The organism is Bacteriovorax stolpii (assembly GCF_002872415.1).
In the GTDB taxonomy this organism is placed as follows: Bacteria; Bdellovibrionota; Bacteriovoracia; order Bacteriovoracales; family Bacteriovoracaceae; genus Bacteriovorax; species Bacteriovorax stolpii.
Genome location: NZ_CP025704.1, coordinates 1,153,265 through 1,176,629, shown reverse-complemented (window position 1 = coordinate 1,176,629; position 23,365 = coordinate 1,153,265). Strand labels below are relative to the sequence as shown.

Below are 23,365 nucleotides of genomic sequence, written 5' to 3'. Positions count from 1 at the left end.
CTATGAGAAGAAATCTAGCAGTCGCGATGATGACATTTTTTATTACAGTAGGGGCCTTTGGGGCTTCATTAAAAGGCACAGCTGATGCCTTAGGCAGAGAAGCCATTCAACTCGGCATTGCGCTGGGAGTTTTAGGTCTTGCTATCGCTGGGACTTATTTGGCCCTTGGAAAACAAGAAGGTGGTCAGAAAGTAACCCAAGCAGTTTTGGGAATTTTAATTGTCTTAATGGCAAAAACAGTTGTGACAACACTCACATCAGTAACTGGAGGAGCGTAAATTGAAATTTTATTATCCAAAATTTTTAAAAACAGGCCCAAATTTTGTGGGCCTATCAATCATCGACTTGATTATTCTCGTAGTTTCACTCGTTGTTGCTCTGGTATTTAACTTAACTTCTATGGAATCGCTCGGTCTCGTATTTGCGGTCATAGGAATATGTAAGTTAGTAGCACTGAAATTTCCTAGAGGGCACATTCAATTCTACACCCTCAAGAGAAGCATTTTAGATTGGCGAAACGATCTATCAAAACTCACACAAGGAGTTTTTATATGATCTTCCCGATTTATTCGATTGATAATGGACTCATCACCTCTCTGAAAGGAGAGGTGTCTATTCTCTACAAAGTTCTTCACCAAGATTTGAGTCAATTAAAAGATAATGACTTGGAGGCATTTTATGAGAACTTCCACATGGAGCTAAAAACATTTAAAGAAGAATGTTTTTATAAGTTCTTCTATGTTGATGATGTTCTTTATTTGAATACAAATGATGAAAATATCAATCGTTTAAATCACAAGCTCGAAGTTATTCATAATCCCCTGTCTGTGCTCTTTAAAGAATATGATATGTATAGAGATTTGGAAGTCTTCGATGACTATCTAGTAATAGGCCATAGATTCATTCGCCTTTTAAACCTATACGAACTTCCAAGCTCAATTAATCCATGTTTTTTAGAAGCATTCGGGGATCATGTTCTTTCAATTAAGAAATTTGAATCTGAAAAAGCAAAAAAGAAATTAAATCTTAAGAGAAAAATTCATTTTTCTCTATCACAGGAACTCTTAAGAAATATCGAATCAGAAAAGGCTTTTGTTCAGAACGAAAATCTTTTAGAGGACGTAACTACGGGATCTGAAATCGTCTTTTCAATGGAAGGATGGTTTATAGTACAAAGTAACAATCTTGCCGAGCTAAATAGCAAAACCTTTAAATTGTATGAAAGGGCAAAACTATTTGACTTGAAGCTTTTGGCCGAAGGAAGAGGATTGGCTTATTTTTTTTCGACTCTCATTCCTGGAGTGAATCCATCGATGAAACGAGAGCACCTAGCTCCTGCTAGATTTGTAAGCGGTCTTCTTCCTTTTCCAAATGAATATTTATATGACCAAGGCCTTAGTCTTCATTCTCGAAATAATAGAGAACTGTTAATTGATTTATTTCATCCAGACAATATTTATTACAATGCTTTAATCACAGGAACATTAGGACAAGGGAAGTCAGTATTTGCAAATAATATTCTATTTGAAGAAATATGCAATGGAACTAAAGCAGTTGTACTTGACCTTGGAAACTCATTTAAAAAGACTGTGGACTATTTAGGAGGCGTCAGCTTACCCCAATCATTTAACCCTCTTCAATTTAAAGACCCTGATTATCTTAAGGCCTTTGTAATGAGTATTGTCGATGATGATTTTCTATCCTCTGTAGAAAAAGGACGTCTTTTTGAAGTTCTAAAAGAAATGGATTATTCAAAAGTTAAAAAGTTTGCTGACTTCATAAGTGAGCTAGAGAAAAACTTTAACAACATTAAGTATTTCTTTAATGAGCTTGAAGATTCATTTAACGATGATGAATATACTTCCCCTTACCTGCTATATGTTGATCTGACTCTTTATCCAGATCGAATTAAAGCTCCCCTAATTATTTATCTAATTGAGCACTTTAAGCACACAACTGGAAAAAGAATTTTTTTATTAGATGAATGTTGGAATCTTTTAGAAAATCAAGGCCAATTTATTGCTGAGAGTTTCAGAACTTTTAGAAAGCATGGAGCCTCTGCAATTGCAATTTCTCAAAACTTAGAGGATTTCCTGTCAACTCCGCTTGGAAGAGTCATTTATCAAACGACATTCTTCAAATTTATTTTTAGACAAGAAACAAGTGGAGAATTTTTAACAGATCATCAAAAAGATATGGTGCTATCACTTCAATCTAAGAAAAAGGTTTACTCTGAATTCCTCTTAATTTCGGACTTTCATCAAAAAATTTGTAGGTTTTATTCAAGTCCTTTTAAATTCTATCTCTTTAACTCAGACAAAGTAGAACGTGAAAGATTCGAAGCTTTCAGAAAAGAAAGAGAAAACCTTTTAGACTTCAAAGAAATTCTTAATCAGTACATATTTTTAAATACAGGAGTACAACTATGAAAAAGACCATTCTTCTATTCGCTTTCCTAATTCCATTGAGTTCTTTTGCAATTGTAGGTGCAGAAACCGCAATGATGATTCAATTAGTAACCAACACTGCAAATCAGATTAATGAATTGGAGAAGTTAGTCTCAAATGCAGAGAAATACACTCAAAGACTTCGTGAATATAGCGAACTGACTGAGGATCACTATTTTAGAGCTGAAAGAACCCTGTATTTGGCCGAAGAATTAGCGGCTAAAAAAGACGTTCAGAATCTTGGTGAGCTAAATGGTGCAATCAGAGAACTCAAGTACAACATGAGTGAATTAAAAGAAATGATGCAAAGATATTCAAATGTAAAACAGGATGAAAAAAGAACTGAATACTATGTTGAGGTAAATAAGAAGCTTAACGCACAAGAAATTAAGCGAGCGGAAAAACAAGTAGCAAATTCTATTTCAGCTAAAAACACAGGTCGAGCAAGTCAATTAACAGCTCAAAACACAGCCCTACTCCTTGAGAATCAAGTGAAGATGCAAGAAGTGCAATTGGAAATGCTTAAAACTCAAAAAATGGCCAATCGTCTTAAAGCAGAAGAAATGGAAGACAAAAGACTAGAAGAGATGAATCGCCTTAAGTTTTACAAAAAAAATTCGGATAAAAACTAATGAATTTAGCTATAAAACAAATGCTTCTGATTGAAGAGCCTACAATTCAAATTTTAAGAGATGAAATAATGAAAGTTTCACATTGGTTTGTATTGCCTAGTTTTGTCTTTGCTCTTTGTCTTGAGTATTTTGGTGATTTGAAATTTGGTGAGGTTATTAAGAAGCTAGTATTGATTCTAGCTTTTATGAGTGCCTTTTTTACAATCCACTCCACTGCCGTGGATTTAAGTTTTAAAGCAAGCGAGGAAATCCTAAGAAAAGTATCACCTCGAAATATTTTTCTTAGGTCATGGACAGAAGTTAAAGTTAAGACAAATGAAAACACTTCTTGGAATTGGATTCAAAAATTTTCAATTCCAGAAATCAATGACCTTATTGGTACAGCATTGTTTATCTTAAGTAAGGTCTTTATATGGATTCTAAAACTCGTCTATTCCACAGTTTTTCACTTAACTTATGTCTTCGCTCCATTAACGGCAGTGCTTTACTTCTTTCCTATTACAAAGAGTTCTCTAGCGGGAACTATACAATCAAGTCTTTGGTGTATGTTAATGCCATTTGTTCTTATATCTATTCTCGCTATTGTCGGAAATTCAATTCAAGTGCCAGCGAAAGAAGGCGGACTAGCAATAATTAGCATCGACCATATTATTTGGATTTTCGGTGTAACCCTTCTAATGCTAATGAGCCCTGTCTTAACCTTGGGAGTTCTGCGTGGTGGTGGTGTAGCACTATCAGGAAGTGCAATCGGAGTGATGATGACCAATTCTGCAATGAAAGTTATTAATGCAGCTCCTGGGGTTGCTGGTGGTATTAAGGCCACCTCAACTGGAGCAAAAAAGATTGGCGCAAAAGCACTTTTTGAACCATCAGTCAGAGAGCTTTTAAAAAAGGAAAATGCGAATAGTCCTCGAAATGGAAAGATGAAACAACTCGATAAAAAGGGTGATCTTAGAAATCCTTTTAAAAGTCAGACAAAGCTCGATGAGCGTCTAGCAAAAGTACAAATGACAAAAGAAGAAGCCATGTCACTTTCTAGAATTCCGACCTCAAAGGCAAATAATACTCAAGGAGGTACGAGCAAGGGTTCAATGAACAAAGAGACCTCTAGTAGTTCTAAAGTTCAGGGCACAAATCAAGCACAAGAAACTTTTAAATTCGATAAGGCCTTTTGGAACAAAATCACTCCAGAACATAGAGAAGGTATAAGGACAAAGTACGGGATAACGGGAGATTTACCTAATCCCAATAAGCTTTACCATCCTATCTTACGTTCGGAGAGACCAAGTATCAGAGATCAGCTAAATGCTCCTCGTGTTTCTGCATTTAATAGAAAGCCTGACTCTGAAAAAGAAAATTTAATCCCTACTAAGAATCGAAAGATTGGAGAAAGAAATGAAATACGAAACATTTGAGGCAGAGTTTGTTAAGCAAAACAAGCAACTAAGACTAATTGTGGGAGTAGCCATCTTTCTAATGGTCATGATTCTATTTTTCATTGTCACAGATAAAAAATATTTCGTTTTGAAAAATTCAAAATTAATAAATGATAAGCCACTTCTAACATGGGCCTGCGAAGAATCCTTTCAAAGTATTGCCAATGGGAAGCCAGAGAAAGAGTTAATAGATGAATTAATCCTCAATGAACTTAAAAAATCTCCTTTCAAGGTGAACTCTGATGAAGTTTTGAGCGTCCTTACACTTAAAGAGAATCTTTGTCGCATTATCGTTAAGGGCGAAGGAAAAGTTAGATCATTTATTGTTAGCTTCAAAAGCAGTTCTAATTTTGCATTTTATTACAAATTGACAGAAATCAACGAGACGGAGCTGAATCAGTCTGAATTTAACTTAACAAAGGATACTAAATGATATTTTCAATTCTACCAACAACGATCACGACAGTCTTTTTATCAGCAAATCTTATAACAACTTTGAGCTTTAAAGATGATGTTAGAACTTTTATCTATGGCGGGACAAAAGATGAAATATTCACTGAACTTGCAAACAACAACAAAACACTAGTTATTAAAGCAAAGAAGAAAGATATCGAAACTAATCTAATCGTTGTGACGTCTAAAAATCGTTATTACTTTAAGGTTATGGAATCCGACAGATTTCCCCATCAGTTTGTAGAGGTCGAAGATGGAATGATTAATACAAATTTCAAAAAGATTAAAGAGACTTCTTCTTATGATCTTTTTGAAGGGACTAGCTCGGTAATGATTGTATCTAAGAAAAAAGAAGGCATCGACGTAAACGGAGTCAACGTGCTAGCGAAAGAATATTTCTCAAAAGGCGTTCCACTTTTCATTGATGGGATTCGTGTTCTTAATTAGGAGTTATATGAAGCTAATTTTAATTGCTTTTATTTTTCTTGCGGTTGCAGAAGGAAAAATTACTTTTTTAGAATCTCAGGAAAAGATGATTCCTAAAAAAGAAAAAATTAAATCTCGTCCGACCATAGAGAATTTTAACCTACTCAAGAAACTGTCTTCTCAAAATGAAAAGCTTTTAGAGTTATTAAAAAGAAAAAGCTCAGAAGACACACCTTTAATCTGGGATGGAACAAAAAAGATAGAAACGACCAAAGTCATCAGAGGAATGCTTTTAAATTCTGTTGTCTCAACAAACTTAGAATCCCCTCTTTTAGTTGAATCTATCGACAATTCTTCTCTGCCAGCAGGAACTCGATTCAAATGCTCTGGTATAACTAAGAACAAAAGAGTTTTAACTGTTTGTGACAAAATGATCACTCCAACCAAGGAACTTTCTGTAAAGGTTCAAATCTTAAACCTTGATGGAAGCGCAGGACTAAGAGGTGAATACAATGATGGAAAGGATTCTTATATCGCTGGCGCAGTTATTTCAGACTTTGCTAAGGGAGTCTTGAGTGCATCTAAAAACAAGCTGGCAGTTCCTCTAGGTATCGTTGATGCAGATTCGGAAAAAAACAAAATACTCGAAGGACTGGCCAATTCAGCTTCAACGACGAGTGACATTCTACTCGATGAGATGAAGTCCCAAGAACCTAAGGTTTTTATTCAAGCAGGAAAGCCAGTTCTAATCTTTTTTATGGAGGGTCTAAATGCGTATTAGTTTAATTTCTCTAATTTTGGTTTTATTGACCGGATGTTCAAGCCTCAGAGGATCGCTATCGACAGGGGCAATTATTGGCGGCTCATTAGGGGCCATGTCTGGAATGGTCTTCTCACCTAATAAGGAATCTCGTAATGGAAATGCGCTTATCTTTGGTGCATTAGGAGCAGGGGCCGGAGCCTTACTTGCTAATTATCTTTATACCAGTGACCCAGAAAATAGAGATTTAAAGCAAATGATGATCCCTGATGATCCTCTTAAAAAGAAGTCCGAAGAAGTACCACTTTTTGACTTTACTCCTGAGCTTCAGAATATCAAGCCTGAACTTTCATTCAAGCCAGTTAAGAAATACGAGGTTCCTATTGAAAAACTGCCTGATGAATTAAAGGGAAAAGTTAAAAAGCAATATCTTCTTGAATATGAGACTGAAGCAAAAACAATCCAATATCAAGGTAAGACGATCGAGATTTCTCCATTTAAAGCATACGAACACGTTTACGAAGAATAAGGAAAGATTGTGGTTAAAGATAATAAGCGCACATCCCCTGGACTCGATTTGGTGACTCCAATTGTAGAAATACTGAATGAACTAGGCACAGAGCTGTTCAAATGGCTTTTTGAATTAGGAAAATTTATCTATAAGAAATGGAGAAAGAATCACTTTGAAATTTCAAAGATTGAAGAAAAGCATCTTTTCAAAACTAAGGTTACTGAGAATCCTAAGTCTATTGGATACTCAACTAACACCAAGAAGGAACTAGCACTATCAGAAATTGATTTCTCTAAACATTCTTTTATAGTTGGGGCCGCTGGATTTGGCAAAACAAACCTTATCTCACTTCTTCAGGAGCATTCACTTCAATGCCAAAGGCCTATCATCTTTATTGATCCAAAAGGAGACCTCGAAGCACTCGAAACATTCAAATCTCTTTGTGAAAGCTATAAACGCACTTGCTATATATTTTCTGAACATCACAAGAGTTCAATCAGCTTAAACCCCTTTAGAGAAGGCTCTATAAATCAGGTTACAGATAGAATTATTTCAGCCTTTGATTGGACTGAGCCATATTATAAAAATGTCTCTACTGATGCACTCACAAAGGCCCTTAAAGTTATTCAAAATTCTCAAAAGCCATATTCACTTTCAAACATTGTGCAAGTTCTCGAAGAATCTTTTAATACAAAAGAATCTTTAGGACTAAGAGTAATGTTAAACCAAATAAATGAATCAGACTTTGGTAAAATTCTTGTTGAAAACGAAAAGACTAAAACTTTTTTAGATATTAGAGAGGAAAAAGCCTGTCTTTACATTGGTCTTTCGACGCAGGGATATGGAGAAACAGCTTACACATTAGGAAAAGTATTTTTAGGAGAACTATTATATGCCTCTTACTTCAAGTTAATTACTGAAAAGAACTCTCACAAATCTATGAAGGAATCCATTTCAGTTTTTTTCGACGAGTTTGGAGCCTTGGTTACTCCTCGTTTCATAGAACTTCAAAACAAATGTAGAGGTGCAGGAATCCAGCTTTACATGGCAGTGCAATCAGCTTCAGACATTGATAAGATTGACCCAAATCTAACTCTTCAAATTTTAGAAAATGCCTCAAATCTATTTATTTTAAAACAAAGAATGGAATACGGAGCAACTCTCTTTGCAAATTCAATCGGAACAAAGCTTACTAAAAAATACACTAAGCAAACAGATCAGGGTGAAGCTAACGGAATGGGAACCGTCAGAGAGGCAAATGAACTTTTAGTCCATCCAGATATAATTAAAAACCTAAGAGTCGGGCAATGTGTACTTCTTCGTCACAATCCCACCAAGTTAGACTTAATAAATCTTAGGTCTAGAAAAATAGAAATCGAACAAGAACAGGAGGTTGATAAAAAGAAAGAAGAGATGAAAGAGCCAAAGAGTGATCCTAAACAAACGAAGAAAAAAGCTTTTTGAGGTTTAAATGGAAATGATGAGAACAGATCACAAATTTTTTATTTATCCATTAACTGATTGGAGAATCTTAGACATTAAAGGTCTTATGGAATGCTCAAACTTTGAAAAGTTTAAAAAGTATGATTATGCTAAAAAACTATTGCAGAAAATGAAGTCACAAAACTTTGTGAATGTTTACCGATGCGTCTTAAACGGAAAAAATTATTATTACCTCACTCCACTTGCAGAAAAGTTTATTAACCAAGACCAGAAATCTTCTATTTCTGAAGAAACAATTTTTCATGATGCAATGGTTAGCTCTTTAGGAATTGAGCTTTCCAAGATCAAACCATTCATCACTGAGATTGAATTAGAACACAAAATTAAAAATGGAAAAAGTAGAACTAGCTTTGATGACATTATTCCTGATGCAAGATTGAAAGGACATTTCAAAGGAGCAAACTTTACCTCTGCAATTGAAGTTGAACTTCATCAAAAAGAAAAGTCTCGCATAATCTCAAAGGCCAAACATTATTTAAAAAGTAGCTTTTACGATTACGCCTTTTACTTTTTCCCTGATGAAAAAATCTTAAAGAACTACGCAAACATTTTAAGAAAGGAGCTAGATAATGACTTTAACCAGAAGATTTTTCTTTTTTCCACTCCCAAGATCTTTGAAGGAAAAAACACTTTATATGAAAGCACGGGCCTTGTTAAAGGCCAATCAAAAACCATACTTCAGCTATTTGAAGTTGCTCCCTAGCTTTCCCATGCTCAGGCCATGCGGGCCTTTAACTTTTCAGGTAGTGAGACAATCCCGCGGATTTAAAAGTTAATTAGTCCTGACGAAATTGACTCCCTCTCTCTCACGTAGTTTCGATAGATGGAGTCAATTTCTGGACTAATAAGATAAATCAGCGGGTAAATTAAGAATAAGAAGAGGTAAATTATGAGTGAAGTAAGTAGTAATGAAGAATTAAAGCATATAGGGAAAGGTAGAAAGAAGAAAGAAAACACAAGAGAAGAAAGCCATGTCGAAGATCATCAGTATAAATTTTTTGTTGATCTTCGACATGAAAAAGAAGTTTTAGAACAAATATTAAAAATGCTTAAGGAGGCAAATAATAAACCGTATGGAAAGGAAATCACTTTTCGTGACCTTGCTGTTTATGCTGTTCCTAAACTCACAACGAAAGACATAGAAAAAATCCAAGAAGGCTCTCTCAATGAAATGGAAAGAGTTCAAAGGCTTTTAGATGAACATAATGAAAAGAATAAAACTTCATTAAGCCTTGGTGAATTTCTTGTTAAGAAACTTAATATTTAAGGAGAAGACTATGAACGATCAACACCCAGAGATTGTTACCGGAAGATTAGGAAAAGACCCTTATCTTGCTTATTCAAAAAAAGGAAATCCTATCTGTGAATTATCAGTAGGACTTAAGTCCGAACAAAATTTAACTTTTTGGAGAAAGGTCGTTGTTTTTGGAAAACTAGCTGAACTTTGTAAGGTTCATTTAAAAAAAGGGCAAGAAGTTTTTGTGCGTGGCCCAGTAAAACTTCAAAAATTTATAACCAAAGAAGGCCATGAAAAAGAGTACTTAGAAATCAATGCGTTTTCTATTGGACAATCACTACTTTAACTTCATTTTTGACAGGGAGATTTATGAATAATTCAGCTCTCATTTTAGAAAAAAAATGCTATATTAATTCTGGCATTGAAAATGAAAATTTTCAGGCCCAGCTCTTTAACAATTTAATATGGGGAATTGATGAGGTATCTCGTTTCACCTCTTACACTAAGGGTACAATCTACAACTTAGTTTCTGAGGGCGATATACCATATAGAAAAAGGCGCGGAAGGCTCTGGTTCATTCCAAACGAAATCCTTAAATGGATGAAGGGGGAATTATGAGCAAAAAAGGTTATGCAAAAGTTAAAGGTTCTGAAGGTATTTATAAGCAACAAAACTCAGGAAAGTATCTTGCTATGAAAAAGATCGATAGCAAGCAACATCAACAGAGCTTTGATACCATCTTCGAAGCAAAGCAATGGAGAAAATACTTTAATGGTGTTTCTTTCATTTCGCCTTCAGAATCAGAAGAAAATAATTCCAATTTTTCGACACTCAAAGAAGTTTGGGAGGTGATGCAGAAGCATCACTTCCCTACTCTAGCTACAAGCACTAAAGATATTTGGTTACGTCGCTATGAACTTCTAAAAAGTATCGAGCACCTACCAATGGATAAAATCACTCCTTCGAAGTTTACTTCTTGGGTGAATCAGTACACTGAACACTTTAAAAATGATGAGTACCAAAGGGAGCGTGGCCAAGCTGGAAGATGCAATTTAAACAATGAACTTAATTTATTTGTAACAATTTTTAATTGGTACAAACAAAGTGAGCAATTTGAAAAAGAAGCAATCCTTTTAACTTGTCCGGTGAAAACAAAACATCGGAAACTTGGATTTATTAAACCTGTACCTGACAAGAAAAAACAAATTGACCTACAAAGTGCTTATCTGTTTTTCGATTATTTAAGTCCTATGTATCGTGACCTAGCGATGATGCAATTTTATTGTGCAGGTCGAATTGGAGAAATTTGCGGTATTCAATGGAGTAATATTGATATGAAAAATAGACGAATGTTAATTAAGCATTCAAGCATCTTTAGTTCTGGCGATAAAACTTTCTTAGAACTAAAACCATTTCCGAAAAACAAAGAGGCAAGACCAGTATTTATCACGAACGAAATTATGGATATTTTAAAGCGTCGTGAGGTCTTCAAAATTTCTGGAAATGATTTTGTATTTCACGTTGAAGGAAGTCCACTTAACTACTGCACCATTCAATTAAACTACAGAGAGGCACAGAGAAAAAGTGGCGTTACCTACACTGGAACACATATTCTAAGACATGGTATGGCCAAACTAGCTAGGCAAGTCGGTGGTGGCTTAGATGCAGTACTCGCAATGACTGGGCATAAAGATTTAAAGCTTGCTGATCATTACTCAAAAAGCAATGAGGACGATCAAAAGCATTTCTCGGAGATGGTTATGGAGCATATTCGTAAGACAATGCAAAAGGATGATTCATTCCAAGCCAGCCTAGAAAATGTTGTCTCACTAAAGAACTTCAAGAAAGTGAACAATTTATAATTTTCGGCTGGCTTTTGGCTGGCTTCGGCTGGCTTGAAGCAAATTTTTGTAGTAACGTATAAACGAATTTAACAAGTTAGGTACACCATTCCTGAACTACCCGAAGTCGAAACCATCAAAAACCAAATCAACCCCATCCTCCCTCTCAAAATAGAGGCCGCGATCTTCTCTCCCTTAACCAAGAGAATCGTCAAACAAATGGACTTCGACCCAACAGGCTTCACTATCACTAAAATCCGAAGACACGCCAAATGGCTCATCTTCGATCTGGCCCCGCACGGCCACATACTCTCTCACCTCGGAATGAGCGGCTCATGGCAAATGTCCCACGCCCCACTTTCTGAAAAGCACGGACACATTGAATTCATCGACAAAAATAAATCCGAGTTTGGAGTTCTGACTTATATTGACCCAAGACGCTTTGGTCATCTTTATGTTTTAAATGATGAGAACTTTAAAAAGAAAGAAGACTCTCTTCCTATCGACATCTCAAGCCCAGACTTCGATAAAGAGCAGATCGCCCTTACCCTTTACTCTCACCCTCATAAACCAATTAAACCTTTCCTACTCGATCAAAAGGCCTTCCCGGGTGTGGGAAATTATATGGCCTCTGAAATCTGTGCGCGCGCAGGAATTCTTCCAACAAGACTTGCTGGTGATATTGAAGCCGATGAAATCGAAAAGATGAAAGCGGCCATGGATGTCGTTATAAGTGGCGCCGTTGAAACAAAGGGCACAACCTTTAGTGGTGGGTATAGAGACGCTAACGGATCTAAAGGCGAAGGTGTAAAACACTTAGTCGTCTTCTATCAGTATCACTGTCAAATGTGTCTGGAAAGAGGCAAGGTCACGAAGATCATTAAGACCACGATGGCCGGCAGAGGGACATATCACTGTCCCGTCTGCCAAAAGTAATTATCTGCCTTGAGAATTGCGGTTCATTCTATTCATTGAGTCTACACAGTTGCGGTAATCGACATCACCTTGGACGAATCGTCTTCCGGTTGTGTCCGTGCAGTAAGCAGGGTCATTGGGGAAAATCCTCGATGTAGGTGGATTGGAGTTCATTGTTCTGGGGCTTGCGCCGTTATTTGAACTTCTAATGGTAGATGACTGGCCCGTGCCGACGGTGTCTTCTCGGACTGAACCATCTCGCACATTTCCTGTTGTGGTTCCACGGTTAGGAACTTGGTTTCCGAAAGTTGGACGATTCATATTCATGTCTTGCATTTGTGCATAGGACGTTGTGATAAAAAACATAAACACGATCGTTGTCATATATTTCATAACCTACTCTCTCCTATTTTTTCTCTGTATCGGGCATATTCATACAATTTTTGTAACCTTCATCTTGTGGTCTTAACCATTGGCCATGATGGGTTTTACAGCCAGGAGAGCTTGCTCTTCTCATTGGATCATTTTCACGGGAGTAATCGCGTCTGGTTGCTGCTTGGTTGACACTAGCAGTGTCACTGATTTCATCTTTTTCTCTAACTGTGCTTGTTCTGACTTGAGCTCTATCTGGATAAGCGGCGCTGTGGTTGTCGTGTGGAGCTGCGCTATCCATATACATGTAAGTTGTTTCGTTGGCATAACCTGCACTCAGGAAGGTTGCCAAGATTGCAAGCAGGGTGAATTTCATAATGGCCTCCTTAAAAATAAAACTTTGAATTGGTGTTCAATTCAAATGAGTTACATTTAAGAATACAAAGACCGTGCCAGTGGTAAGTGATAAAAAAGAAAAGAATACTTGAGGGAGTTGGAGTGATGATGAGTCAATATGCCCGCCTCATTGAAGCGGGCCATTACATAGAAGAAAATTAATTTCCTAGGTGGACTTTGATATCTGCGTTTGGTTCATGAGGATTGTTTTTGTCGTTCTTCACTTTTTGAAGACACTCGTCATATCCCTTCTCGCCTTGCTTGATTTCGTGACCATCTTTAGCTTTGCATGAAAAATTCACTTTCATTTTTCCTGGTTCAGCATAAAGAGCAGTCTCTTCTGCAATACCTGCATTTTTATCTTTAGCTTCTAAATCAAGAGTACTCTGATCAATCTTTCCTAACTCACTCATCGTCTTTGAAGTGGCAGGAGCATTCTTTGCTGCTTTTTTTGTTTTTTCAGCAGCGTGGGCCGAAAGAGAAAATGTTAAAAGAACCATTAGTAAATACTTCATATACACATCCTGTTTATTTTAAGTGTTCCTAAAAAGCATAATCCAAGGCCCTGGGGTTGGCCAGCTGACTTTAAAATATGAAGCCCAGCGTACTATAAAGTGTGTCAGAAGTGCGGTAGTAACTCCAGTACGAGTTTTTATCCGGTGCCTTTAGGACTTCAAGCCCTAATGCCAGACGGATTTTGTTAACGTAGTTATAGGTGATTTCACCTTTTACGATATTGTCTTTTCTTTCGATGTCGTATTTTAAATCAAAAGCAATATCGAAGGAGTCGTTAAAGAAATACTGAAAACCGCCACCAAAAGTACTCTTCCATTTTACGGTATCACTAAAGAAGTCATCGTTACCGCGGATGTTGTCTGACAAAAGATGGATATAATTCAGAGTGAGTTTATAATTTTTTTGTTTGTCGTAATTTAAACTCATGTGAGCGTAAGCTTCTTTGTCATAACGAGGATTGATGTTGAAGTAGTCGGACTTGAAAGTCTTTCTGGCATTTGAAATATCAATCAGGAAGTCTTTACCGAATTTAGCGTTCGGGTCAACGTAACTAAAACCTCCACGCGCTTTAATATCACCGAAAGACTGAAACAACTGCACGCCATAATAAGCGTGGTGATTAACAGTCGGGTCGGCCGTAACAATAACTTTGCCGGTATTTAAGTTGTCGTAATAAGCACTGGCGTTCACACGTAGTTTATTTTCTGGTTTATAAATGGCAAAGGCCGAAGCTCCCCCATTTGACCAGTGATAACGAACATTGGCGCCGAGTGATTTATTGAAGACAATTTTTTCAATCTGGTAATCAGAGATTGAATAATAAATGGGAACTTCAAGTCCACTAACTACCGTCTTTTTCGGAGGAAGTCTCATCCATTCACTGTGACTTTTCACCTCTCCGTTTTTAAAATCGATCGAGGGGTTAATTTGTGGGATAAAGAGATACGAACCTAAAATATCAAATTCAAAGTTCCCATATCTCTTGGTGAAAATAAGTCCCGTCACTCCTTCCTCTTCTGTGCTGAGAAGCGTGAAAGATTGCAGGGCGTTTAGATAACCCAAACTCCAATATTTTTCATTGGTATTCCAGTCGAGGATCTTTCTTCCGATGGTGATCTTATAGTCATCGTTTTGATAGACCGCGTAGGCTTCCTGAAGTGAGTAGTTAAACGAATTATTGTCCTGAAAATAGAATCTTAGGTCACCCATCAAGAAGGTATCGAGTTTCTTTTCAGGGGGCGCAGTCTCAAATGAAAGTCCCAACCACTCCCCTGTGTCGCTGCGGTTTACTGGTTTATTGAGGCGGATATATTTCTCATAAGTCAGCTCTGCTGTAGCGGCCGAAAGAGAGGTATTTCCCAATGAAGAAAGCGTTAAAAACAAGAAACTATGTAAAAAATACTTACTAAAAAACACATGCTCTCCCAGGCCCTTTGGCCTGTCTTTTGTTTAACAGAATCTTGACGCGTTCTAGACTCAAAACACTGTAAAAAACACTCATTTATGGAGATTCCATTTTGACATTATCTATTCAATCTTTAAACTGTTTATTATGGAAAAACTTAAGCAGCTCTTGAATCATCTAGTGATCGCCTTGTGCCTTGCCGTCACTAGTTGCGGATACGTTTCCGACAAACCGGTTGAAAACGTGGACGTGTATAAGACAGACGAATTACAGACTTGTAAAATCGATGTCTCAAAACTAGGCGAAATTTTTAAAGCAGATCAAAAAGAACAAATCAAATGCTTACAAGAAAACTTCATTCAATTCACAAAATATGTACGCGCTAAACACCCTGGAACTGTTACAGAGGCCGAACTAGGGATTTTCGTTAAAAGATTTTTTGAAGGACAAAGTGATTCAATCATTAAAGGGCTAAGTTTAATTTTCCAATTAAACATGCTGCTTTTAAAAGATGAAGCTGACCGCATTTCACACACTAACATCTCTCCTCTTTTTGAACTTCTGGTTCAAGTTAACCAGGAAGCCGTGGTTCTTACAAACATCATCAAAACGATGGATGAAGATAAAAACCAGCTGAAGTTCTGGGAACTTCGTCAAAGATTTAAAGAATCAACAGAGCGTTTTGCCGCTGCTGCTGTAGGTGTTATCGATAAGTCTCCGGGAATGGCCAAAAAACTAAACATGCGCGAGTTCATCCTCGACATGAGTAAGAAGATTGGCGACGGACAAATTGATAATGAAAGTATCGACTCTTTTATTTTCCTAAAAAAGGTCATCGTTGGTGGGGATGAAGAAGTCATCACGACTGATGAGTTAAAAGACCTTATTACCAAACTACCACGCATCATGGGTCTTATCTTTGATGTCTATTACTGCAAGTCAGAGAATTTTAAATCAGAAGCAGACGAAATGCGCTTCTACCTTCTGACAGTAAGAAACCTTTACCACTCAATCAAATTCAACCAGGATGACTTTGAGCTTTTAAACTCAGAGCAGGTGGTAAAACTCGCTGAAAAGCTTTTAAAGAACTACGACGTAGAGTCCTTTAAACCAAGTATTGAAGCGCTTAAAGCGCGCTTTATTGGGGGGAAACCAGACTCTATCACCCTTAAAGATTTAGACACTGTCTTAATCATGGTTCACGACTTTTTTGAGAAAGTGTATTTCAACCATGTGACTTATGACGATGCCGTCAACAACCACATCCTGAGTAAACCAGGGCCAGTTGACCCGAAAGAATTTAAGTTTAAACAACTTCCTGAATACGATGTCTTCACGAATAAGCCTCGTTTAGAACAACTTTACACCAGCTTCGCTGATACCGTTTTCAGCTTCCGTTACTTCAGGGACTCGACGGGAAGTGCTTTTTACGACACTCAAATCCTAAGAAACAAGTCTGGCTTCATTGAAGTAAATATTGCGAAATGGTTAAGCTGGAAGCTTTTAAAAGCTTACGGGCACACAGATGCTAATAAGCAAATGCAGCTTTCAATGGATGAGTTTTCAAAATTCCTTCTGGACTCTAAACCGCTTCTTCAGGAATTTAAACTGTGGTCGCCTAACTTCCAGACATTCTCACGCAACGCTGTGTTGCTAGCTGACTTATTCCAACAACAATCTAATGGTGACCAGGCCATCAATATCAACGAAGCTACTGAATATATCGGAATGCTTTTAACTGCGGTTGAAGTTTCAGGAAAACATAGTGAAAACCTGACAGGTCTTTGTGATCCTGGCATCAATGCAGAAGACCCGGTCTTTGAAACGAGCTGTTTTAATGAAAATTTCTACGATCTTGTTTTAAATAAACTTGGTTATAAAAAGTCTCTTCCTCGCCTGGCAAATTACTATGCGACAGCGAGCAAAAAAGAAACCATGGACTACCTAAAGGGAGTTGAAGGTTTTGCCCGTGACAACAATGCTCCGGGTGTTCCAGTCAACCGTCGTGACACAACTCTAGTTATCGGGGCGATGTTAAACATCGAAACGACTTTTATTAGATTTGATAAAAACTCTGATAACATCATCGACTATAAAGAATTATCTGAGGCCTTCTTCACATACCGTGCTTCTATTATCACGCTTGCAGGCCTTAAGCCTGAGCAAGAGAAGTATGCAAAAGGTGTTTTCCTTTATATGGCCTCAAAAATGGAAGTTCCTAAAACAGGAACTTGGGTGACGGATGCTCAATTCGGAATCTTTAATTCGTGCGTTCAAAGTGACTTCTGTCGCGATACATTCATGGATAAAATCGAGGCCAAGCGCCTAAACATCGGAAAGCTGCTTTACTACATGGTCAATCAGGCCTCTCCAGCAGCAGTTAAAAAATAAAAAGCGGCCACAACTAAAGAATGAGAAATCTCCCCTGACCCAACCAGTTGGGGGATGTCCTTTAGGTCTCGAAGGTAAACTTCGATCTCTTCAAACGGGTCAAATTCCTGGTCGTGAGTCTTCTCTGCATCCAGGGCAAGGTAAGTGTCACAGTAGTTGTTCATAAAGGCCGGATTGGCGTCTACGCGTCCGATATGCTTCCAGTTTGAAGAAGAATAACCCGTCTCTTCACGCAGCTCTCTTTGAGCGGCCAGGAAAACATCTTCGTTAAAATGAACAGCTCCACCTGGGATTTCAACCGTGACCTGATCAGTCCCGTGTCGGTATTGTTTAATAAGCACAACTTTTTTATCTTTAGTGACCGCAATAATGTTCACCCAGTTTAAACATTGAATAATGTCAAAGTCCCCCACCTTTCCGGTTGTCGGTGACTCACTTTTAACTTTCACATAACGAAAGATATTAGCTTTTAATGCGACTTCAGAACTTACTGTTTTCCACTTGGTGATTTTCACTAGAACTCCACTTGAATGAACTCTTTACCAGCTCTGCGATTCTCTTCATTGATCTTATCGCGGGCCTTGATATAGGCCTGAAACTTTGTTTCACCAATAAGCTCTAAAAGTTTTTTTAAGTAATCCTGGTTGATTTTCTTTTCGCGAATACTTTGATCTTCTGAGATATTGTATTTGAAATTATCACCGTGCTTGCGGCGAAGGTAATCGTGGTACTCTTTGTACGCTTCCATTTTTTCTTTTTCGTTTCGCTCGCGCATTTCTAAGTATTGAGCATAGAACTGATCGCCGATAACCGTTTTAACTTCCAAAAGCCATTTTTTTTCCATCTCATCAAAGGCCTGGAACTTATCTTCTTCACTCTTTGAAAGTGAAGTGTACTCGCGGACTTTTTCGGGTTTATCTTCTGGTGGCGCTTCTTTTTTTAAAGTGACCGGCGACTCTTCTGCTTTTGACCCCGACGTGGCATCGAGCTGATCCCAATCTAAGGTCATCTTAGGTTCAGCCTCAGGCTTTCTTTCGATAAAAAACTTGTACGAAGCCCAGCCTAAAAACAGCAGCACCAAAAGATAAGGAATCGCCTTTTTGAATTTGTCCACACTAGTCTCTCTTCATGTTTTCCATTTGCAGTTCGATATCCACTTCTTTGTGAGTGCGAAGCAAATGAAACGCTCCCTGAAGATCATCGATTTTTTTACCAGTGATCCTGATTTTGTCGTCCATGATGCTTGAAGAGACCTTGAGTCCCGAGTCTTTGATAATTTTATTGATCTCTTTAGCTTTTTCTTTTTCAATGCCGTTTTTAATCTTGATGACCTGCTTAAGCATCCTGTTTCCAGTCGGCTCAATCTTCTCAGGATCGATACATCTTTGACCAATGTTGCGCTTTACCAATTGGCTTCTTAAAATATCAAGAGCGGCCCTCATTTTGTAATCATCTTCAGCCTTTAGCTCGATAATCGTGTCCTTTAACTCCAGGGTGATGTTACTGCCTTTAAAATCGTAGCGGGCCCCAATTTCTTTTTGGGCCATTTGGACGGCATTTTTCATTTCCATCATATCTGTTTTAGAAACTAGGTCGAAAGAAGGCATGGTTACTCCATTTTGTGCTTAGACTTTTACCCAGATGATGGTACAAATAGTTAGGTAATTTTACAATGAATGATAAATTAGACTCCGCTCCAAATTTCGACCGCGCCCAATTTAAAGGCCAGATCATCACAGTCACTAAGGATGAACAGATCGCCCCTGCCATAGATTTACTCAAAGACCAGCTCCTAATTGGCTTTGACACAGAAACCAAGCCGGCATTTAAAAAAGGTGAATTCTACAACGTGTCTCTACTTCAGCTCGCTAGCGATGATGTCGCTGTGCTTTTTCGCCTGCATTTCCTAAAAGATTTTTCTTTAATCAAGATCATCTTTGAAGACAAGCACGTGGTGAAGGCCGGAGTGGCCATTAGAGATGATATTAAGGCCCTTCAAAAGCTTTTCCACTTCACGCCTCATGGGTTCGTAGAGCTCTCAGAGATCGCTAAAGAAAGAAATATGAAGAACTTTGGTTTAAAGGGAATGACGGAAGAAATCCTGAATCTCACTTTGAGCAAAAAGGCGAAACTTTCTAACTGGGAAGCCCACGACTTAAAACCTGATCAGCTTCAGTATGCCGCGACCGATGCATGGATCGGCCGCAAGCTTTACGAAACGCTTAATCCCCACTCTTAATTTTTTACAACGTCTTTAAGAAATGGATGATGTCTTTCTTTTGATCCACTGTGAATTTTTCGCGTCCAGCTTCATCAAGGAACATTTTTGTGTGTCCGATGTTTCTTAGACCCGGCTTCTTCGTATCAATTGTCGCGTCTGTGTCTTTGAGCCACTCTTTTGGGATCTTATTTCCCGTCGGGTAACCTACACAGTCTTGATCGAAATCAGTCGCCTTATTGACGGCCGGCCCAAGAACGAACGTTCTAGGACGCTCTTCTTCTTTACTTAAAACCGCACACAGAGTTGGAACCGAGTTGTTGTGGAAGTATGGGTATCTCGCCCAGATCCCTACTAGCGGTGGTGGTACGTATCCCACTTGCGGCTCGACTGTCGTCTTCATCCATTTTGAGATCGCCAGGTTATTTAAAGCATCAGAGAAATACTTCATGGCCTGGTAACGGTTAGGGTCTGTCCCTACATCTTTAACTGGAGTCTTGTCGTGATAGATCACTTTTGTTGTCACTAAAAGATCAACTGAAGAAAGCTCGCTGGCATTATCTGCATTCCATGCCTTCTGGTACTCTCCGTGACACTTCATACATGCTTGGTTGAAGAGTTTTTCTCCACGTTTTGCTCTTTCTAAATCAATTGAGCTCGCCGGGAAAAAATCTGTGTAACGAGGAGCTTCTGTAGCAAAAGCGGCCGCAGTGACTTCTTGAATTGTTTTGCCGTTATCCTGCATCCACTTTTCTAGCTCTTGTAAATCAGTTCCTCTTCCCAATTCATTCCATAGGAAGTTTGTAAAGATCGGGTTACCGCTCACAACTGACCCGTCTGAAAGCCATCTGGTTTTGTATTTTAGGTTCCACCACGGCATTGGTTTAGAATCAGCAACGAATGTGTTTAACTCATTGTCGCGTGGGAATCTTTCCAAGATCGGATTTTTCGTCGCGTACTCATCATTGTTTCTTCTGGCCAAACTTAAAGCTGTATGCGGAAGTGATGTATCCAGACCGTGAACTTGCGGGACAACACTATCAACTGAAAGAATATTCTTTTTTGTACGAGCAAACATCGCCAGCTCACCATCAGTTGCTTTTGAGCTCGCTTTAAAAATAGCATTTGGGATTTTAGGAACTACCTGGCGGGCCATATGGAAAAGTTTATTTGAGTGCGGACGTTTATTCGTCAGACCCATAACCGTTGTTCCAAACAGACTGGTCGAGTGGCAGGCAAAACAGCTGAAGGTCAAACCTTCACCGTTTTCGTTTTTAATAATCCCCGCTCCCACATAAAGAGCTTCAGGTTGTCCTTCTGGACGAGGCATCTTGTAGATTCCTGTTGCTGTAATCGGGTTAAACTTTGAAAGACCTAGCCATTCATAGAATTCTGCTTCTGATTTAAAACCAGCATACGACTTCGTGATGGCCAGAATGATTTCTTTAACTGGATTTTTATTGTCTGAACTTAGAACATTAATCAACGGACGGTATGGGATTAAAAGTCCAGTGACAGTCACCGGGTATTTCATCGCGTGCTTATAGCCGTTCATTTTAAGCAGCTCTAACTCTTCAGGAGAAACCTGATAGATGTTAGCGCGGTCTTCGCCAGGAATCAGGATGGCCTCAGACGACCAGTCAGGATTCACGGAAGCGTGAACTGGGTTAAGTACACTTAAAGCAAGTCCCATGATTAAAGTAAGCATTGCGATCCCCTCTTATGCTTAAAAAAATAATGGGAAAATTTAATCGCGGCGTAAACGATCCTACAAGGGAAAACGCCTACAGATGAGGAATTGTAAGGAATGTGAGCGAAAAAGGCTGATTTTGGTTACCAAATGACCTGTTTTAACCTTAATTTTTCGGGGTACAGCCTGTGCCGGTGAGCCCCATGTTGAGGCAACGCCCTTGGTTCTTATAAGAGGCCATTTGCCCGGCCTGCAGAGAAATCTCAAGGAATTGCTCTTTGGTGATCTGCCCCGCTTTGTATTTGGCTGTCGCTTCGGCCAGCATATTCATCGCACTTTCTGAAGCTTGTTTGATGTATTCATCTTCTTGGGCCTGTTTAAATTTTTGAACTGCCTCCAAGGCCTTCGCGTTTTCTTCGGCCTCTTTTATTTTTGCCTGAAACATTTCACTCTCTTGTTTTTTTAACTGGGCCACGGTTTCTTTTGAAACATCAAAATAGCACGCACCTTTTCCATCTGGATAAGTAATGCAGACACTCTGCCATGGCCCGGATTTTCCTGGCTCCATGGCAGGCGTCTCTATGATGTAAAAACTTATTAAAAGAATAAATGTTTTCATTTCTGGCAATATCCTACCGCCGGATAAAAGACATTCGGCTCAACCATCGGTGCACCAGTGGCCTTATCCACGTATTGAGTCACAGTAATTAAGGCACCACCTTCACCTATATAGTTTCCACTAGTGTCGTAGAACTTGCGGTTACTGCCGGCCTTCCACGGTCCGGTTTTTCCTTTTTCTCCAGAAAATAAACCGTAAGAGTTCATCCCTTCATCACAACTGACGACAAAAGTTTTAGAAGTGTTCGTCCAATCCGCAAAAACTTGTTCAGAGCCTTCAAAGCCTGGCCCAAAAGAAGCGATGAAATTAAGGGAGATTGGTTTTTGGGCCTTCGCGACCTGATCTTTTAAGTATTGAAGTCTTTCGGCCTGAGGTCTGCAAATAGCAAACTGAGGATTTTGTGAACATATTTTTTGTTCAGAATCGCTGAAACCAAAAGTTTTTTCAGACCAGCCTTTCTCGCTACTTTTATCGGCCGCCGCTGCCGGCGCGCTTGCTGAAGTATTACCATTGGCCTTCGTTGCATTATCCACCTTGTTATTGTAGTCGGCCATCGCTCCTACCTGAAGCGCCACTTCGATATACTGGTCTTTAGAAAGAGCTCCCGCTTTATACTTTTTTGATGCCTCAATCAACATCTCAATAGAGCTATTGGTAACACTTTTAATATAATCCATGTTGCCGACACTATTGGTGGGAGTTGCAGCGGTTGCTGCCTTTTGCGTTTGAGGTGCACTTGTTTTTTCATCGTAGACTACGTTTGCACCCGTCAGGGCCTTATACTCGTTGCTGTTTTGCAATTCATTCATACTCACAACTTTTCCATTTAGAGTAAAAATGGTTTTGCCATTCTCATTATAGGCGGCAATTCCTTTATCAAACTTCCACGGATTATCCTTGTTGTATTGGGCCTGCAAACCATGGGTGGCAACATGACTGATAGATGTTCTATAGGCATCTTGCTGGTTTTTAGCATTGTCATTCGTGAGGTTTCCGATATCAACACCATAATGGGCAATCCAGGTATTGTTGATGTCACTATTTTCTCTGGCAAGCTTAGGAATATCAGCTGTCGATTTTAAAGTGGCTTCATAATAACCATTGTTCGTATTCACATAACGAAGTTCACCTTTTTTTGTCCTCGTTAAAGTTCCCCCGGCCCAGCTCATCGAATCTCCAAGCTCAGGAACAACCGCACCATTTAAAGCATTGTTAAAATCTTTTTCAATCTGACTCATGATCCCCGGGTCAACCGATGAAGAAGAGCTGGAAGCTGAAGCTGTGGAACTCGCTGACGTCGAGGCCTTTGTCGTGCTCTCTTTAGTTGAAGTCGATGAAGACGTCCCTTTTTTTGTCGAATGAATTTTTCCCGGAGAATACAAAAGAACAGAAGCGGCCTTGGCCTCCATCAATGCACTTAAAGAAACAAGCATCAGTAGGGTGATGTTTATTTTCATCTCGATAATCCTTTTTTATTAACTACTCTATAATAGGGGGTCTTTCCTTTACAGACCTGCTACAAAAGTAGTTGGGTTCATAACGTTCCGTATTCACTGTATGTTTCAGCCAAATCCTTCCCGTCCCTATGCCAATAAAA

Annotated in this window: 27 protein-coding genes; 17 read left to right on the top strand and 10 right to left on the bottom strand. The window is 38.7% G+C overall.

What is annotated here, in order from left to right; genetic code table 11:
* Nucleotides 1-2 precede the first annotated feature (2 nt).
* The 15 genes from C0V70_RS05820 (at nt 3) to C0V70_RS05745 (ending at nt 12,182) form a co-directional block, all read left to right on the top strand.
* Nucleotides 3-278 carry a hypothetical protein gene (locus C0V70_RS05820; RefSeq protein ID WP_102242934.1) on the top strand — a complete coding sequence of 92 codons (276 nt, stop codon included), beginning with the start codon at nt 3-5 and terminating at the stop codon, nt 276-278.
* A 363-nt stretch (nt 279-641) separates the two neighbouring features.
* Nucleotides 642-2,429 carry a VirB4 family type IV secretion system protein gene (locus tag C0V70_RS05810; RefSeq protein WP_133566726.1) on the top strand — a complete coding sequence of 596 codons (1,788 nt, stop codon included), beginning with the start codon at nt 642-644 and terminating at the stop codon, nt 2,427-2,429.
* On the top strand, nt 2,426-3,079 hold the full coding sequence (locus C0V70_RS05805; protein WP_102242931.1) for a hypothetical protein: 654 nt from the start codon (nt 2,426-2,428) through the stop codon (nt 3,077-3,079). Before C0V70_RS05810 ends, C0V70_RS05805 begins: the two co-directional genes overlap by 4 nt.
* Nucleotides 3,079-4,494: a hypothetical protein gene (locus C0V70_RS05800; RefSeq protein WP_102242930.1), complete on the top strand. Its 1,416-nt coding sequence runs from the start codon at nt 3,079-3,081 to the stop codon at nt 4,492-4,494. The genes C0V70_RS05805 and C0V70_RS05800 overlap by 1 nt, the downstream gene beginning before the upstream one ends.
* Nucleotides 4,475-4,948 carry a hypothetical protein gene (locus tag C0V70_RS05795; RefSeq protein WP_102242929.1) on the top strand — a complete coding sequence of 158 codons (474 nt, stop codon included), beginning with the start codon at nt 4,475-4,477 and terminating at the stop codon, nt 4,946-4,948. Before C0V70_RS05800 ends, C0V70_RS05795 begins: the two co-directional genes overlap by 20 nt.
* Nucleotides 4,945-5,415, top strand: coding sequence for a TrbG/VirB9 family P-type conjugative transfer protein (locus C0V70_RS05790; RefSeq protein ID WP_102242928.1), 471 nt, complete (start codon nt 4,945-4,947; stop codon nt 5,413-5,415). Before C0V70_RS05795 ends, C0V70_RS05790 begins: the two co-directional genes overlap by 4 nt.
* A gap of 7 nt (nt 5,416-5,422) precedes the next feature.
* Nucleotides 5,423-6,175 carry a TrbI/VirB10 family protein gene (locus tag C0V70_RS05785; RefSeq protein WP_158649581.1) on the top strand — a complete coding sequence of 251 codons (753 nt, stop codon included), beginning with the start codon at nt 5,423-5,425 and terminating at the stop codon, nt 6,173-6,175.
* Entirely contained in the window at nt 6,165-6,683 is a 519-nt protein-coding gene (locus C0V70_RS05780) for a hypothetical protein (RefSeq protein ID WP_102242926.1), read from the top strand. The genes C0V70_RS05785 and C0V70_RS05780 overlap by 11 nt, the downstream gene beginning before the upstream one ends.
* Before the next feature lie 9 nt (nt 6,684-6,692).
* Entirely contained in the window at nt 6,693-8,129 is a 1,437-nt protein-coding gene (locus tag C0V70_RS05775; RefSeq protein ID WP_102242925.1) for a type IV secretory system conjugative DNA transfer family protein, read from the top strand.
* Between the two features lie 7 nt (nt 8,130-8,136).
* Nucleotides 8,137-8,871 (top strand): hypothetical protein, encoded by a 735-nt coding sequence (locus C0V70_RS05770; RefSeq protein WP_102242924.1) that lies wholly within the window; start codon nt 8,137-8,139, stop codon nt 8,869-8,871.
* Between the two features lie 186 nt (nt 8,872-9,057).
* Complete coding sequence (locus tag C0V70_RS05765) at nt 9,058-9,435, top strand: hypothetical protein (protein WP_102242923.1); 378 nt, start codon at nt 9,058-9,060, stop codon at nt 9,433-9,435.
* A gap of 10 nt (nt 9,436-9,445) precedes the next feature.
* Nucleotides 9,446-9,751, top strand: a complete 306-nt coding sequence (locus C0V70_RS05760) for a single-stranded DNA-binding protein (RefSeq protein WP_102242922.1) — start codon at nt 9,446-9,448, stop codon at nt 9,749-9,751.
* 23 nt (nt 9,752-9,774) lie between these two features.
* Nucleotides 9,775-10,023 (top strand): helix-turn-helix transcriptional regulator, encoded by a 249-nt coding sequence (locus C0V70_RS05755; RefSeq protein ID WP_102242921.1) that lies wholly within the window; start codon nt 9,775-9,777, stop codon nt 10,021-10,023.
* Nucleotides 10,020-11,267: a site-specific integrase gene (locus tag C0V70_RS05750; protein ID WP_158649580.1), complete on the top strand. Its 1,248-nt coding sequence runs from the start codon at nt 10,020-10,022 to the stop codon at nt 11,265-11,267. The genes C0V70_RS05755 and C0V70_RS05750 overlap by 4 nt, the downstream gene beginning before the upstream one ends.
* Nucleotides 11,268-11,354: 87 nt before the next feature.
* A complete protein-coding gene (locus C0V70_RS05745; RefSeq protein ID WP_279536154.1) occupies nt 11,355-12,182 on the top strand; it encodes an Fpg/Nei family DNA glycosylase in 828 nt (275 codons plus the stop codon).
* Here the strand turns inward: C0V70_RS05745 and C0V70_RS05740 are convergent, their stop codons facing one another.
* The 4 genes from C0V70_RS05740 to C0V70_RS05725 all read right to left on the bottom strand — a co-directional run bounded on the left by C0V70_RS05740 (nt 12,183) and on the right by C0V70_RS05725 (nt 14,861).
* A complete protein-coding gene (locus C0V70_RS05740) occupies nt 12,183-12,554 on the bottom strand; it encodes a hypothetical protein (RefSeq protein ID WP_102242918.1) in 372 nt (123 codons plus the stop codon).
* Between the two features lie 13 nt (nt 12,555-12,567).
* Nucleotides 12,568-12,909 carry a hypothetical protein gene (locus C0V70_RS05735; RefSeq protein WP_102242917.1) on the bottom strand — a complete coding sequence of 114 codons (342 nt, stop codon included), beginning with the start codon at nt 12,907-12,909 and terminating at the stop codon, nt 12,568-12,570.
* Nucleotides 12,910-13,087: 178 nt separating this feature from the next.
* Entirely contained in the window at nt 13,088-13,444 is a 357-nt protein-coding gene (locus C0V70_RS05730) for a hypothetical protein (RefSeq protein ID WP_102242916.1), read from the bottom strand.
* A 70-nt stretch (nt 13,445-13,514) separates the two neighbouring features.
* On the bottom strand, nt 13,515-14,861 hold the full coding sequence (locus C0V70_RS05725) for a hypothetical protein (protein WP_102242915.1): 1,347 nt from the start codon (nt 14,859-14,861) through the stop codon (nt 13,515-13,517).
* Nucleotides 14,862-14,997: 136 nt separating this feature from the next.
* Here C0V70_RS05725 and C0V70_RS05720 point away from each other — a divergent pair, with 136 nt between their 5' ends.
* Nucleotides 14,998-17,241, top strand: coding sequence for a hypothetical protein (locus C0V70_RS05720; RefSeq protein ID WP_102242914.1), 2,244 nt, complete (start codon nt 14,998-15,000; stop codon nt 17,239-17,241).
* Here the strand turns inward: C0V70_RS05720 and C0V70_RS05715 are convergent.
* Genes C0V70_RS05715 through C0V70_RS05705 form a run of 3 tightly spaced genes read right to left on the bottom strand, consistent with a single transcriptional unit; the run spans nt 17,211 to nt 18,848 of the window.
* On the bottom strand, nt 17,211-17,756 hold the full coding sequence (locus C0V70_RS05715; protein ID WP_102242913.1) for an NUDIX hydrolase: 546 nt from the start codon (nt 17,754-17,756) through the stop codon (nt 17,211-17,213). The two genes, C0V70_RS05720 and C0V70_RS05715, sit on opposite strands and share 31 nt — an antisense overlap.
* Entirely contained in the window at nt 17,756-18,355 is a 600-nt protein-coding gene (locus C0V70_RS05710; RefSeq protein WP_102242912.1) for a hypothetical protein, read from the bottom strand. The genes C0V70_RS05715 and C0V70_RS05710 overlap by 1 nt, the downstream gene beginning before the upstream one ends.
* Before the next feature lies 1 nt (nt 18,356).
* A complete protein-coding gene (locus C0V70_RS05705) occupies nt 18,357-18,848 on the bottom strand; it encodes a YajQ family cyclic di-GMP-binding protein (protein WP_102242911.1) in 492 nt (163 codons plus the stop codon).
* A 65-nt stretch (nt 18,849-18,913) separates the two neighbouring features.
* Between C0V70_RS05705 and C0V70_RS05700 the strand changes: the two genes are divergently transcribed.
* The gene (locus tag C0V70_RS05700) at nt 18,914-19,480 is read left to right on the top strand and encodes a 3'-5' exonuclease (protein WP_102242910.1); all 567 of its coding nucleotides are present in this window, start codon (nt 18,914-18,916) and stop codon (nt 19,478-19,480) included.
* Nucleotides 19,481-19,484: 4 nt separating this feature from the next.
* Here the strand turns inward: C0V70_RS05700 and C0V70_RS05695 are convergent, their stop codons facing one another.
* The 3 genes from C0V70_RS05695 to C0V70_RS05685 form a co-directional block, all read right to left on the bottom strand.
* Nucleotides 19,485-21,167, bottom strand: coding sequence for a c-type cytochrome (locus C0V70_RS05695; RefSeq protein WP_102242909.1), 1,683 nt, complete (start codon nt 21,165-21,167; stop codon nt 19,485-19,487).
* Nucleotides 21,168-21,315: 148 nt separating this feature from the next.
* Nucleotides 21,316-21,768, bottom strand: a complete 453-nt coding sequence (locus C0V70_RS05690; RefSeq protein WP_102242908.1) for a hypothetical protein — start codon at nt 21,766-21,768, stop codon at nt 21,316-21,318.
* Nucleotides 21,765-23,225: a hypothetical protein gene (locus tag C0V70_RS05685; RefSeq protein ID WP_102242907.1), complete on the bottom strand. Its 1,461-nt coding sequence runs from the start codon at nt 23,223-23,225 to the stop codon at nt 21,765-21,767. The genes C0V70_RS05690 and C0V70_RS05685 overlap by 4 nt, the downstream gene beginning before the upstream one ends.
* Nucleotides 23,226-23,365 lie beyond the last annotated feature (140 nt).

Excerpts from the sequence above, each read along its gene's own strand:
- C0V70_RS05770 (WP_102242924.1), top strand. The coding sequence starts at position 8,137 with ATGGAAATGATGAGAACAGATCACAAATTTTTTATTTATCCATTAACT.
- C0V70_RS05740 (WP_102242918.1), bottom strand. The coding sequence starts at position 12,554 with ATGAAATATATGACAACGATCGTGTTTATGTTTTTTATCACAACGTCC.
- C0V70_RS05720 (WP_102242914.1), top strand. The coding sequence starts at position 14,998 with ATGGAAAAACTTAAGCAGCTCTTGAATCATCTAGTGATCGCCTTGTGC.
- C0V70_RS05760 (WP_102242922.1), top strand. The coding sequence starts at position 9,446 with ATGAACGATCAACACCCAGAGATTGTTACCGGAAGATTAGGAAAAGAC.
- C0V70_RS05730 (WP_102242916.1), bottom strand. The coding sequence starts at position 13,444 with ATGAAGTATTTACTAATGGTTCTTTTAACATTTTCTCTTTCGGCCCAC.
- C0V70_RS05690 (WP_102242908.1), bottom strand. The coding sequence starts at position 21,768 with ATGAAAACATTTATTCTTTTAATAAGTTTTTACATCATAGAGACGCCT.
- C0V70_RS05685 (WP_102242907.1), bottom strand. The coding sequence starts at position 23,225 with ATGAAAATAAACATCACCCTACTGATGCTTGTTTCTTTAAGTGCATTG.
- C0V70_RS05755 (WP_102242921.1), top strand. The coding sequence starts at position 9,775 with ATGAATAATTCAGCTCTCATTTTAGAAAAAAAATGCTATATTAATTCT.
- C0V70_RS05805 (WP_102242931.1), top strand. The coding sequence starts at position 2,426 with ATGAAAAAGACCATTCTTCTATTCGCTTTCCTAATTCCATTGAGTTCT.
- C0V70_RS05700 (WP_102242910.1), top strand. The coding sequence starts at position 18,914 with ATGAATGATAAATTAGACTCCGCTCCAAATTTCGACCGCGCCCAATTT.
- C0V70_RS05790 (WP_102242928.1), top strand. The coding sequence starts at position 4,945 with ATGATATTTTCAATTCTACCAACAACGATCACGACAGTCTTTTTATCA.
- C0V70_RS05705 (WP_102242911.1), bottom strand. The coding sequence starts at position 18,848 with ATGCCTTCTTTCGACCTAGTTTCTAAAACAGATATGATGGAAATGAAA.
- C0V70_RS05795 (WP_102242929.1), top strand. The coding sequence starts at position 4,475 with ATGAAATACGAAACATTTGAGGCAGAGTTTGTTAAGCAAAACAAGCAA.
- C0V70_RS05820 (WP_102242934.1), top strand. The coding sequence starts at position 3 with ATGAGAAGAAATCTAGCAGTCGCGATGATGACATTTTTTATTACAGTA.
- C0V70_RS05695 (WP_102242909.1), bottom strand. The coding sequence starts at position 21,167 with ATGCTTACTTTAATCATGGGACTTGCTTTAAGTGTACTTAACCCAGTT.
- C0V70_RS05785 (WP_158649581.1), top strand. The coding sequence starts at position 5,423 with ATGAAGCTAATTTTAATTGCTTTTATTTTTCTTGCGGTTGCAGAAGGA.
- C0V70_RS05800 (WP_102242930.1), top strand. The coding sequence starts at position 3,079 with ATGAATTTAGCTATAAAACAAATGCTTCTGATTGAAGAGCCTACAATT.
- C0V70_RS05765 (WP_102242923.1), top strand. The coding sequence starts at position 9,058 with ATGAGTGAAGTAAGTAGTAATGAAGAATTAAAGCATATAGGGAAAGGT.
- C0V70_RS05750 (WP_158649580.1), top strand. The coding sequence starts at position 10,020 with ATGAGCAAAAAAGGTTATGCAAAAGTTAAAGGTTCTGAAGGTATTTAT.
- C0V70_RS05735 (WP_102242917.1), bottom strand. The coding sequence starts at position 12,909 with ATGAAATTCACCCTGCTTGCAATCTTGGCAACCTTCCTGAGTGCAGGT.
- C0V70_RS05780 (WP_102242926.1), top strand. The coding sequence starts at position 6,165 with ATGCGTATTAGTTTAATTTCTCTAATTTTGGTTTTATTGACCGGATGT.